The 11464-nt window shown below is 65.3% G+C and carries 10 protein-coding genes; 5 read left to right on the top strand and 5 right to left on the bottom strand.

Annotated features, from left to right (window positions below):
* The first annotated feature begins 32 nt into the window (after positions 1 to 32).
* The gene (locus DFR67_RS07090; RefSeq protein WP_110468673.1) at positions 33 to 983 is read left to right on the top strand and encodes a DUF808 domain-containing protein; all 951 of its coding nucleotides are present in this window, start codon (positions 33 to 35) and stop codon (positions 981 to 983) included.
* 9 nt (positions 984 to 992) lie between these two features.
* Here the strand turns inward: DFR67_RS07090 and DFR67_RS31355 are convergent, their stop codons facing one another.
* Positions 993 to 2765 (bottom strand): GMC family oxidoreductase N-terminal domain-containing protein, encoded by a 1773-nt coding sequence (locus DFR67_RS31355; RefSeq protein WP_110468674.1) that lies wholly within the window; start codon positions 2763 to 2765, stop codon positions 993 to 995.
* 31 nt (positions 2766 to 2796) lie between these two features.
* The gene (locus DFR67_RS07100; RefSeq protein WP_110468675.1) at positions 2797 to 3456 is read right to left on the bottom strand and encodes a hypothetical protein; all 660 of its coding nucleotides are present in this window, start codon (positions 3454 to 3456) and stop codon (positions 2797 to 2799) included.
* 109 nt (positions 3457 to 3565) lie between these two features.
* Here DFR67_RS07100 and DFR67_RS07105 point away from each other — a divergent pair, with 109 nt between their 5' ends.
* A complete protein-coding gene (locus tag DFR67_RS07105; protein WP_245937783.1) occupies positions 3566 to 3712 on the top strand; it encodes a PIN domain-containing protein in 147 nt (48 codons plus the stop codon).
* Positions 3713 to 3817: 105 nt separating this feature from the next.
* Here the strand turns inward: DFR67_RS07105 and DFR67_RS07110 are convergent, their stop codons facing one another.
* Positions 3818 to 5431, bottom strand: a complete 1614-nt coding sequence (locus DFR67_RS07110) for a D-alanyl-D-alanine carboxypeptidase/D-alanyl-D-alanine-endopeptidase (protein ID WP_245937784.1) — start codon at positions 5429 to 5431, stop codon at positions 3818 to 3820.
* A 226-nt stretch (positions 5432 to 5657) separates the two neighbouring features.
* Between DFR67_RS07110 and DFR67_RS07115 the strand changes: the two genes are divergently transcribed.
* The 3 genes from DFR67_RS07115 (at position 5658) to DFR67_RS07125 (ending at position 9472) form a co-directional block, all read left to right on the top strand.
* Entirely contained in the window at positions 5658 to 7295 is a 1638-nt protein-coding gene (locus DFR67_RS07115) for a serine hydrolase (protein ID WP_110468791.1), read from the top strand.
* Positions 7296 to 7393: 98 nt separating this feature from the next.
* Positions 7394 to 8701 (top strand): serine hydrolase domain-containing protein, encoded by a 1308-nt coding sequence (locus DFR67_RS07120; RefSeq protein WP_245937785.1) that lies wholly within the window; start codon positions 7394 to 7396, stop codon positions 8699 to 8701.
* A gap of 138 nt (positions 8702 to 8839) precedes the next feature.
* Complete coding sequence (locus DFR67_RS07125) at positions 8840 to 9472, top strand: PadR family transcriptional regulator (RefSeq protein WP_245937786.1); 633 nt, start codon at positions 8840 to 8842, stop codon at positions 9470 to 9472.
* Positions 9473 to 9499: 27 nt separating this feature from the next.
* On the opposite strand, the gene DFR67_RS07130 is transcribed toward DFR67_RS07125, so the two are convergent.
* The gene (locus tag DFR67_RS07130; RefSeq protein WP_110468678.1) at positions 9500 to 10717 is read right to left on the bottom strand and encodes a nitrate/nitrite transporter; all 1218 of its coding nucleotides are present in this window, start codon (positions 10715 to 10717) and stop codon (positions 9500 to 9502) included.
* The gene (narI, locus tag DFR67_RS07135) at positions 10714 to 11460 is read right to left on the bottom strand and encodes a respiratory nitrate reductase subunit gamma (RefSeq protein WP_110468679.1); all 747 of its coding nucleotides are present in this window, start codon (positions 11458 to 11460) and stop codon (positions 10714 to 10716) included. The genes DFR67_RS07130 and narI overlap by 4 nt, the downstream gene beginning before the upstream one ends.
* Between the last annotated feature and the right edge of the window lie 4 nt (positions 11461 to 11464).

The following is an 11464-nucleotide window of genomic DNA, read 5'->3' on the forward strand; positions in this document are numbered from 1 at the left end:
CATGTAACCGTCGATCTGAGGAGGCGTCTGCAATGGCTGGTGGTCTGGTCGCACTGTTGGACGACGTAGCGGCGATCACGCGTGCCGCTGCGGCAACACTCGACGACGTCGCAGCCGCCGCTGGTAAGGCGAGCGTGAAGGCGACCGGCGTGGTGGTCGACGACGCCGCGGTCACCCCGCGCTACGTCCACGGCTTCTCCCCCGACCGGGAACTGCCGATCATCGGCAAGATCGCTCTCGGGTCGATTCGCAACAAGCTGCTGATCATCCTCCCGGTCGCGATGTTGCTGAGCCAGTTCCTGCCGGGGGCGTTGCCGTACCTGCTGATCGTCGGCGGCGCGTTCCTCTGCTACGAGGGTGCCGAGAAGGTCTACGAAGCGCTCGGCGGCGGCCACGCTGCCGCCGAAGAACCCACCGAGCGCGGGCCGGCGTTCGAGAAGACGATGGTCAGCGGCGCCATCCGCACCGACCTCATCTTGTCGGCGGAGATCATGATCATCTCGCTGTCGTCGGTCGAGGACGAACCGTTCGTCACCCGGCTCCTGGTGCTGATCGCCGTGGCATTCCTGATCACCGCACTCGTCTACGGCGTGGTCGCGTTGATCGTCAAGATGGACGACTTCGGTTTGGCGTTGGCCAAGCGCAAGTCCACGGTGAGCCAGAAGATCGGCCGCGGTCTCGTCTCGGCGATGCCCAAGCTGATGAACGTGCTCACCGTCGTCGGCATCGCGGCAATGCTGTGGGTCGGCGGACACATCCTGCTCGTCAACCTCGGCGAAGCCGGCTTCCACTGGCCTGCCGATCAGCTCCACCACCTCGAACACTGGGGCAAAGAACTCGTCCACGGCTGGTTCGGCGGAGTGCTCTCCTGGATTCTCGGCACCACCGTCTCCGCTGTGGTCGGCCTCATCCTGGGCGCGATCATCGTCGCGATCATGCACGTCATCCCTAAGCGCAAGAAGAAGACCGCTGCCGCCCACTGACCCCCGGCGTCACAACCCTCGCCGCACCACCGCCTCGGTGACCCGATCGTCGATCGATGACACCGGGTTCTCGCGCCCGACCCACGGGTCGCCGCCGAAGTACTTCGTGAAGACGACCTCGGCTGTCCGCGTCGCGATCGCCTGGGTGGTCAGTGTCGGATTGGGGCCACCGAGCGAGTTGGCCAACGCCGAGTTGTCGGTGATGAACAGGTTGTTCACCCATCGCGCCTCGGCGTTGGAGTCCAGCACCGAGTTCGACTCCTGCTCGCCCATCCGCATGCTCGACTGAGAGTGCAGGATGAGCGGTGGCCAGTCCGACCGGTGGACGGTGCGTGCACCGGCCGCCCGCATCAGTTCGACAGCTTTCCGGCTGCAGTAGTCCCGGTTCCGACGGGTGCGTGCCGACCGGTTCCGGTGCTGCATGGTGACCCGTGGTGCCAGGCCGTGCTCGTCAGGCGGCAGGATGCCCGGCACCGTCACGGAGTTGCCGTATTCGACGTCGTCGTCGGTGATGACCAAGGCCGCCAGCGTCTTGTCGGCGTCGTCCAGCGTGGTGAGCAGGTCCCGTCCCACCAGGCGACCGTAGGTGTCCGCGCCCGCCGAGCCCACGACGCCGCCTGCCCTGCCGTACCCCTGCGTTCCGGAGTCGCTGAAGTTCATCGCGTACGCCTGCAGCGCCGGGGGCAGACAGACCTGTTCGATGCCGCCGTAGCCGGGCAGGTCTACTCGAGCATTGGACCCGGCACCTTTCGTCTGCCCGGTGTACTCGTCGAAGATCCCGAACACCACGTCCATGTGGTGATCGGTCAGGCCGCGGCCCACCCACCCGTTCGGATTCGGCAGCAGCGACTGGAACCACAACCGCGGCGACTCGATGCATCCCGCGGCGAGGACGACGACCTTCGCGGTCTCCTCCTGGATCGCGCCATCGGCGCTCCGGAATTGCACGCCGTACGCGGTCATCTCGCCTCCACGCTCTGCGGCGAGGATGCGGGTCACCGTGGCGTCGGTGACGAGCCGGGCGGCGCGCCCACCCGGCGACCAGGCGTCTGCGCTGAGCATCATCGGCACGTACGAATTGTCCGTCGACCGCTTGGCCTTCAGATTGCGCGGCGCACCCTTGGGCAGGTAGCACCCCTGATAACAGTGCCCACACATGGTGCAGCCCTGCGCTTCCGGGTGACGCAGCCGCGCCGGATCGCTCGTTCGACCGGCGGTGCCGCCCGGCTGGAGGATCGCGTTCTGCTGGGCACGATGTGCGGGGCCCGTGGTGTCGAGGGAGGTCTGGTGGGGCAGCCCCATCGCCGCAGCACCACGCAAGAACACCTCTTCTTTCGCTCCCATCGGGGCAGCGAGGATCGGCAACGTGGCCTCGCACCACTCGAAGTAGGGCCGCAGATCCTCGTACCCGAACGGGAACAGATGCGCGGTGTCGTACATGACGCGGTCTGGTCCGGTGTAGTCGTTGAACACACCCGGCGCCGGCCGCGGGCAGTTGCCGAAGTAGTGCAGCGTGGTGCCGCCGACGCCGTTGACCTGCCAGATGAAGGAACTCTGCGGGAGGTCACGCAACCAGGGTCCGCGGCTGCGGTCGCCCGGTCCCACCCGGAGGAATCCGGTGATCGGGTTGTTTGCGTCGTCCTCGAAGTGGGTCCATTCGTTCTCGGGGTCGCCGAACCGCGGACCCGATTCGATCACGAGGACATCGAGTCCACGGGCCGCGAGTTCTTTGGCCGCGACGGGTCCACCGCCGCCTGCGCCGATCACGATGACGTCGGTCATAAATGACTCCCGTTCTGTTGCAGCACCACCATCACTGGACTCCCCGGTAGTACCCGCGGAACTCGTCCCACCCGTCGCTGACGCCGTCGTATTTGCTCAGCTCCCAGCCGACAGGTCGGCCGGTGAGTGTGCGCGTCCGGGGGTCGAACGCCGAGGTCTCCGAGTAGGCCGCGAACGCGGCAAGGGTCGGAATCGCGTTGACGGCGAACTTGATCGGGAGACCTGGGATCAGCGGGTGAGTATCGAGAACGTCGAACACCTCGGCCTTGCGTGCGTGCGACAGGTTGGCGAACGGCGCGGAGAACGCGCCGCGTACCGAGTTCGGTTCGATGGACACCGCAATCAGGTTCAGCAGGGCGGCGATCGCGGCGGCACCAGGCAGGGTGATTCCGAACGCCGGGCCGAGTACCGGGAACGGCACCGCCCGATCAAGAGTGCGGGTCAACGAATCGGCAGTGCCGGGCGTGACGCCGCCCGGACGGCCGGTGGCCATCCCCTGGGCCCGTGAATAGTGGTCGTCGCCGGGGACGACGAAAGCCAGGACTCCGCAGACGGTTTCACGGACCGGCGGCAGCGAGTTGGCGTACGCGCGAGCGCTGGTGAAGACGCTGGGCACCACGGTGAGCGCGGTGAACCCGGCTCCGACCGCAGCCAGCCCGGTCAGAAAGTGACGACGATCGAACACGCCCATCCCCCGAGTCGAGAAACCTCGACAGCACAGGGCTGAACTGTCCTTTATGACCGAACCATAACAAAGATGATGTCGAGGGGTTGCAGCAATAGGGCAGATCGCCGCCGCAGTGGTCGACGCGGGACGCAAGCCGCGCGCGCAATCCAGGGATCTACTCATCGCCGCCACCGCCCATGCGCACGATGCGCGCCTCTTCACTCGCAATCCCTCGGATTTCGCGGGGCTCGCCGACCTACTCGAGGTCGTCGCAGTCTGAAGTGACTTCCGCGCGTGCTCCTTGCCGCAAACCCACTCTTTCCGGTCAAACCCAAGGGTTTGCGCCTCGTGGGTTTGACCAGAACGGGTGGGTTTGCAGAGACGGCTACTTCTGCTGCGCCTGCTGGAACGCCGCCGCGACCATGCCCACGTCGTCGCCGACCTGGAACACCCCGCGCGGCAGATCAGGGAAGACGGCGTTGCTCACGGCAGTCACGAACAGCAGTCGCTTGCCGTCACCCACGTCGAGGTAACCCGACAGACCCTGGGTCGTGATGACAAGCCGCTCGGTACCCGGCTCCACGTCGGCGGACGTCGAGGTCTTGCCGATCACCTTGCCCTTGGCCGGGCTGTCGACACCGACCCCGGACAGCGACCCACGCTCGCCGAGGATGGGCTGACCGCTCCAGAAGGTGTCGGCCCACGGCTGGTCGCTGACCCATTTGAGCCAGGTGGCCACCGCGGTCGGCGTCGCCGACGACGGGTCACCGCCCTGGCCGTCCATGATCACGAAGTCCGATGCCGGGACACCGGCTTTGGCAGCCAGGTCCCGGATTGCGGGCAGCCCGTCTTCGCACTGGTCAGAACCGGCCTCGACGGCCAGCAGGCAGACGAACGTGTTGGCGCCGGTGTTGTAGCTGGTCGCCAGGATCATGCCGCCGGCTTCACCGAGTGGAGCCGACTCGAGCGATGCCAGCCGCAAGTTGTCCTGATAGCTGCCGGTGGCCGGCAGTGCGGCATCATTGTTCGACTTCGACGTCGAGGCCACCGTGATGCCTTTACGCTGCAACGCTTCGATGAACAGCTGACGAGCCCAACTCGAGGCATCGGTAATGCGGTAGACGGTCAGCGAGGTCTTGCCCGCCGGCACCGATCCGGTGACGCGCAGCAGCGTCGGATTCGCTTCGTCGGCGGCTACTTTCAAGCTGGAGTCGCTGTCCGCGGCACCGGTGGTCACCTGCGAGTCGATGGTGAACAGGCCGTTGCCCGGCAGCATCTGGATCGTCGCGGGTTGCCCGGGCTCGCCCGGTGAGGCCTGGATGTCGACGAGGTTGTCGTTGACAAAGATCGACGGCACCAGGCCCTCGACGGTGTCGTAGGTTTCCCACAGTCGCGGGTCGACGAGGACGTCGCCGTCGACGCGGGTGACCCCCGATGCGGCAACCTGTTCGGCCATCGCGTCAAGGCCGGCCAGCGGGTTGCCGGGTGCCAGCACCGCACCGGGGAGAGCGTCGGCGTAGACATGGTCGATGCCGTCGGTGGCGAAGTCGAACTTGCCCTGGTCGGCGTTACGGCCACCGAGTGCCAGATCCCCCGACCCGACGAGCACCAGGTCGCCGGTGAGGGTCCCACCCGCGGGTGCGGCGGTTGCGTACACGGGGGTCGTGACCTTCTTGTCGACGCCCAGGTCGTCGAACACCGTTCCGACGGTGAAGTGCTTGGTCTGCGACGCCAGGAACATGAAGGTGTCGGCCTGATTGCTGTAGATGACCTCGTCGGTGTCAGGGTCGACCACCAGGTAGGACCACCGCGCCGCGGTGTAGGGATCGGTCTCCATGATCGCGGCGGCCTCGGCCGGGATCTGCTGTGCCTGCGCCTCTTTCGAGTCCGAGTCGTCCGACGAGTCACCGGAGCACGCGGCCGTCAGCAGCAGTCCGGAGACCACCCCGACCGCGATGAGCGACTTGACTGCGCGTGTCTGCCGACGTCGCATGGGCATGAAAACCACCTTCGAGTGTTCGACGCTACGCCGCGCCGTGCTTGCCGGGCCCCCGGCGGGCATGTCGGCACCACCGCAATCTACCCGAGAGTTGGTGCAACTTGCATACTGTACTTTGCATTCAGAAGCGCTACTATCGTTTTACCAATCCTCCACCAAAGGATCGACAAGCGTCGGGCAAAGTCCGCACGCGGGCCAGCTTTTGGATCAGCTCAGACGGAGCATCATGTTGTCACCGCGCGCCAACTTCCCACGACGGCGGCGACCCCGTACCTACATCACCACCGCAGTGGCTTTCGGCACTGCAGTTGCACTGGTGTTCTCGGGGTGCTCGTCCTCTGACGATTCATCCTCCACCTCGCTCGCCGAGGTTCCACCGAGCGTGCCGGCCCCCCAGATCGACCGCGCCGGCGTCGACTCGGCCATCGACCAGCTCGACGGGAACGTCGAGAAGATCATGGCCGACACCGGAGCTCCCGGAGTGGCGGTCGCGGTGGTCTACAAAGGTGAAGTCCTGTACGCCAAGGGGTTCGGCGTCAAGAAGGTCGGCGAATCCGGCAAGGTCGACACCAGCACCATGTTCCAACTGGCGTCGGTGTCGAAACCGTTGGCCTCGAGCGTGGTGGCAACCGTCGTCGGAGACGGCAAGATCAACTGGGACGACCCGGTGAAGAGGTACGAGCCCGGGTTCGCCGTCGCCGATCCGTATGTCACCGCGAACGCCACCTACACCGATCTGATGTCGCACCGCTCCGGTCTGCCCGATCACGCCGGCGATCTGCTCGAAGACCTGGGATACAGCTATCCCGAGACGATCAGCCGACTCAACCAGTTTCCGCTGTATCCCTTCCGCGATCACTACGACTACACCAACTACGGATTCTCGATTGCCGGCAATGCCGCGGCCAACGCCTCGGAGATGTCGTGGGCGGATCTGTCGGAGCAGGCGATCTACGAACCGCTCGGGATGGAGAACACCACCTCCCGGTACGACGAGTGGCTGAACTCCCCCAACCGCGCGTACAACCATCAGCTCTCCGACGCCGACGCCAAGACCTGGGCGGCGGAGTATGTCAGCAACCCCGCGGAGCAGGCTCCTGCCGGCGGCGCGATGTCGTCGGTCGACGACATGGCCAAGTGGGTTCAGATGGAACTGGCCGACGGCATGTTCAACGGACAGCAGGTCGTCGACGCCGAGGAGCTGCAGTTCACCCATCAAGCCCATTCGTTCGCCCACCCGTCCACGACACCGGGCGCGCGAGATGGCTTCTACGGCATCGGTTTCAACGTCGACACCGACGCGCATGGCCGGGTACAGATCGGGCACGCCGGCGCCTTTGCGCTCGGCGCCAGCACCGACGTCAAGATGCTGCCCAGCGAACAACTCGGCATCGTCGTCCTGGCCAACACCGCGCCGGTCGGGGTCGCCGAGACGATCACGGCCCAGTTCCTGGACTACGTCAGCAACGGCAAGCTGACGGTCGATTGGGCCCCATTCATCGCCGGACAATTCGAAATGGTCATCAACGCCGGGCGCTCTGAAGTGGACTACGCCAACCCTCCGGCCGACGCCGCGCCCGCTCGGCCGGCGACCGACTACATCGGGAGGTATGTCAGCCCGCTCTACGGTCCGGCCGACGTGGTCGCCGAGGGCAACAACCTTGTCCTCAAGATCGGCAGGGATCTGCAGCAGAGCTACCCGCTCACCCACTACCAGGGCGACACCTACTGGTTCGATCCCGAGGGTGAAAACGCCGCAGGCCCAACCGGTGCCGAGTTCACCGGCGCCGGACCTGCGTCCTCGATGACCATCGAGTACTTCGACAGAGACGGCCTCGGCACGTTCACGCGAGCACCCCAATGATTTCGGAAATTGCCATGTCAGAAGATGCAGCACAACCACTGTCAAGGAGAAACACCATGTCACCAGGTGGAGCAGTCCCCCGAGCCGATCGTCGGCGAATGCCACGTGGCGTTCGGTCGGCAGCGCTGGCCATGATGCTGTCGGCAGCGCTGGTCGCGACCGCCTGCTCGTCGGACGATTCGTCGGATTCGGCGAGTTCGTCGACGGCCAGCGGTTCGCCGAGTTCGGGCGGATCGTCGTCGAGCGCGCTCGTGCCGTTCGATACCGCGGCCATGGACAAGACCATCGACGACCTCGCCAAGGAGTACCGCGAGATCGGGATGATGGTGCTGATCCGCACCCCGCAGGGTGAGTACGTCAAGTCGTACGGCACCGTCTCCAGTGACTCGAAAGACGCACCCAACCTCGACACCAAGGTGCGCATCGGCTCTAACACCAAGACCTGGACCGGCAGCGCGATCATGCAGATGGTGCAGGAAGGCAAGATCTCCGTCGACGACCCGGTCAGCAAGTACCGTCCCGACGTCCCCAACGGTGCGAACATCACCATCGGTCAGCTGTTGGACATGCGCAGCGGCTTGTACAACTACACCGAGACGGTCACCCTCAACGAGGCCCTCGACAACGACCCGCAGAAGGTGTGGACGCCTGAGCAGTTGCTGGGCCTGGCGTTCGCCAATCCGCCGTACTTCCCACCGGGCGGCGGCTATCACTACTCCAACACCAACACAGTGTTGCTCGGCCTCATCGCCGAGCAGCTGGACGGCAAACCGATCGCCCAGATCTTCCAGGATCGGTTCTTCAGCAAGCTGAACATGACGGACAGCTCGTTCCCCGCCAACACCGACACGTCCATCCCCGCCCCCTATGCCAGTGGCTACTCCTACAGCGGCAACGTCGAGACGCTCGACGAACCGGCGCTGTCCCCGGAGCGGATCGCGGCCATCGAAGCCGGTGGAGTCGCGCCTCGCGTGACCACCAACGACAACCCGTCGTGGACGTGGTCGGCCGGGCAGGGCATCTCGACCGCGAACGATCTGGCCACCTGGGTCAAGGCCATGGGTGACGGCGAACTGCTCGACGAGGCGACGCAGAAGCTGCGGATCGACAGTGTGCAGGCGACAGACCCGGCCAAGCCGGAAGGCGCAAGCTACGGATACGGGATCGCCCAGATGGGTCCGATGTACGGACACATCGGTGAGATGCCCGGGTACAACTCGTTCATGGGTTACGACCCGGCCAGCGGCGTGACCATGGTGGTGTGGGCAAACCTCGCCCCCACCATCGATGGCAACGCCGCCGCCGCCGTCGTCGCCTCGAAACTGGTGCCGTTCATCTACGGCAAGCCGCCCGCCGACACGGGCGGAGACATCGACGAGGTCGCTGACGACACCAGCGGCGGATAACACTCGTTCGACCGGTGATGGTGGGTGCTCGACACCCTGTCGGGCACCCACCCTCATCGTTGCTAAGCTGTCGGCCGCATTCATGTTGTCGCAGTTTTAGGAAGAGAGGTTGCTGTGCCACAAGGCGACCTCAACACGATGTCTTACGCCATCCTGGGCATTCTCTCGGCCCGGGACTGGTCGGCATACGAAGTGGCCGAGCAAATCGGCCGAGGCATGTCCGAAATCGTCCCCCGGGCCGATCGCCAGCGCTACAACGCACCCAAGAAGCTGGTGGAGCGTGGGCTGGTGACGGCCCGCACCGAACCCACCGGCACGCAGCGCAGCCGGACCATCTACTCGATCACCCCGGAAGGTCGCGCCGCCATCACCGAGTGGATGGCGACCGAGACCAAGGCCTCGACCATGGAGTTCGAAGGCCTCCTGCGGGTCTGTGTGGCCGACCTGGGGTCCATCGACGACCTCCGCAACACCCTGCGGACGGTGCGCGCTCAGGCGGAGATGAAGCGCCAGGTGTTCGTCGCCAACGCCCGACTGATCAAGACCCCCGGCGCCGGCTCGTTTCCCGGCCGTCAGCACGTGCTCGCGATGTCCGCGAAGTACATGGTCGGGCACTTCACCCACATCATCTCGTGGGTCGACTGGATGCTGGACGAAGTCGCAGACTGGCCCGACACCGTGACCCCCGTCGAGACCCACGCCGACCGCATCCAAGCCATCCTCGACGGGATCATCGAGGAGTACGGGGACAGCAGCCCGGCGCAGGAGTGATCGGCCCGCGCCCCGGGATCCTCTCGATCACCGCGTGAGCTTGCCCGGCTCCCGGTGCTTGATGCCGAACAGCGTGAACAGTGTGGCGAGCACCGCGGTGATCACCAGCAGGGTCAGCCCGATCGTGTAGCTGTGGTCGGCGGAGTCGTAGGTGGCTCCCATGACCAGTGGCGGGAAGAAGCCGCCGAGTCCACCCGCTGCACCGACGATGCCGGTGACCGACCCTGCCCGTTCCTGGGGCGCCTCTTTGGCGACCCAGCTGAACACCGAGCCCGACCCCAGGCCCATGAAGACGGCTGTCAGAACGAAGTCCAGGCCGGCCGGGAACTCAAGCGGAGGCTGGGTGATCATCCACACCGCCGTCACGGCGGCTCCACCGCAGGAGATTGCAGTGATCAGTCGCGCCCCGAAGCGGTCCGACAGAACGCCGCCGACCGGCCGGGCGATGACCGCGGCGATCGCGAACCCTGCGGTGCGGGTGCCGGCTGCCTGGAGGTCGAAGTCGTACACGTCTTTGAGGTACGTGGGCAGGTAGGTCGAGAACGCGACAAAGCCACCGAACGCTGCCGCGTACAGAAACCCCATCTGCCAGGTGATCGGGAGCTTGGCGGCACCGACGAGTTTGGGCACCACCGCATCGTGGTTCGACGACCAGCGCGGCGAATCACGTAGGAACATCCAGCAGATGGCGGCGACCACCGTCAACGCCACCGCGATGATGATGTGCGTCGCGACGTAGCCGAACCACTCGACGAACCGCGGGGTGAAGAACGCCGAGAGCGCGGTGCCGCCCATGCCGGCGCCGAAAATGCCGGTGGCAAATCCTCTGCGAGACTTGTCGTACCACGCCTGGACGAACGGAATGCCGACCGCAAACGAGGTGCCGGCGATACCGAGGAAGAACCCCGCCACGAGCAGGATCGTGTAGTTGTCGAGGTGGCCGCCGAGGGCCACGAGTAGGACAAACGGCACGGATGCGAGGAGCAGGACGGGGAACATGATGCGGCCACCGAACCGATCGGTGAGCGCACCGGTGAGGATGCGTCCCAGCGAGCCGACCAGAATCGGGATGGCCACCAGCACCGACTTGGCGGTCGCCGACAGGTCCATGTCCGTGGCGTAGCGAACCCCTAAGGGCCCGATCAGGTTCCACGCCCAGAAGCTGATGGTGAACGCTACCGTCGCGAGGACCAAGTTCAGCGATTGCTGACGCCGATCAACCGGAGTCTGTACTGCGGTGGTCATCGTTCACGGTCCTTGACTCCGACCGGCGCCCAGCCACGCCGGTATTGCTGATTGCCTGGTACCGACTGTCGATCGCGGCTTCGATACACGATGTAGGGCCGGAACAGATAGTGCACCGGGGCGGTGAACATGTGCACCAGCCGCGTGAAGGGCACCGCTGCGAAGACGAGCATCCCGACGAGGACATGGATGTGAAAGCGCAGGGGCGCGTTGTTCATCGCTTCGACATCAGGGCGGAAGTAGAAGATGGACCGGAACCAGGGTGAGACGGTTTCCCGGTAGTTCACGCCTTTCTGATCGGGTAGGGCGCCGAGCAGGGTGCAGTAGAAGCCCAGCAGTAGTGCGGCGGTGAGCACGATGTACATCACCTTGTCGTTCCGGGTGGTGGCCATGAACACCGGGCCGGTGGTGCGGCGCCGGTAGACGAGGATCGCGAGACCGGTCAGCGTGCAGATTCCGGCTATGAGCCCGAAGAACGCAGAGTTGAGGTGATACAGGTTCTCGGAGATCCCGAAGAACTCGGTCCACGACTCGGGGATGACCAGCCCGATCGCGTGACCGATGATGACCACCAGGATGCCGAAGTGGAAGAGCGGTGAACCGATGCGCAGCAACCGTGATTCGTACAACTCCGAGGACCGGGTGGTCCAGCCGAACTTGTCGTATCGGTAGCGCCAGATGGTGCCGCCGATGAGCAGTGCGATCACCAGGTACGGAAGAACACCCCAGAGGATCCAGTCCATGTCG

It is taken from the genome of Williamsia limnetica (genome assembly GCF_003217475.1).
Taxonomy (GTDB): Bacteria; Actinomycetota; Actinomycetes; order Mycobacteriales; family Mycobacteriaceae; genus Williamsia; species Williamsia limnetica.

What these genes read in the sequence shown, in the direction of transcription:
- DFR67_RS07090 (WP_110468673.1), top strand. Translation starts at nt 33, where the DNA reads ATGGCTGGTGGTCTGGTCGCACTGTTGGACGACGTAGCGGCGATCACG.
- DFR67_RS31355 (WP_110468674.1), bottom strand. Translation starts at nt 2,765, where the DNA reads ATGACCGACGTCATCGTGATCGGCGCAGGCGGCGGTGGACCCGTCGCG.
- DFR67_RS07100 (WP_110468675.1), bottom strand. Translation starts at nt 3,456, where the DNA reads ATGGGCGTGTTCGATCGTCGTCACTTTCTGACCGGGCTGGCTGCGGTC.
- DFR67_RS07110 (WP_245937784.1), bottom strand. Translation starts at nt 5,431, where the DNA reads ATGCCCATGCGACGTCGGCAGACACGCGCAGTCAAGTCGCTCATCGCG.
- DFR67_RS07115 (WP_110468791.1), top strand. Translation starts at nt 5,658, where the DNA reads ATGTTGTCACCGCGCGCCAACTTCCCACGACGGCGGCGACCCCGTACC.
- DFR67_RS07120 (WP_245937785.1), top strand. Translation starts at nt 7,394, where the DNA reads ATGCCACGTGGCGTTCGGTCGGCAGCGCTGGCCATGATGCTGTCGGCA.
- DFR67_RS07125 (WP_245937786.1), top strand. Translation starts at nt 8,840, where the DNA reads ATGTCTTACGCCATCCTGGGCATTCTCTCGGCCCGGGACTGGTCGGCA.
- DFR67_RS07130 (WP_110468678.1), bottom strand. Translation starts at nt 10,717, where the DNA reads ATGACCACCGCAGTACAGACTCCGGTTGATCGGCGTCAGCAATCGCTG.
- narI (WP_110468679.1), bottom strand. Translation starts at nt 11,460, where the DNA reads ATGGACTGGATCCTCTGGGGTGTTCTTCCGTACCTGGTGATCGCACTG.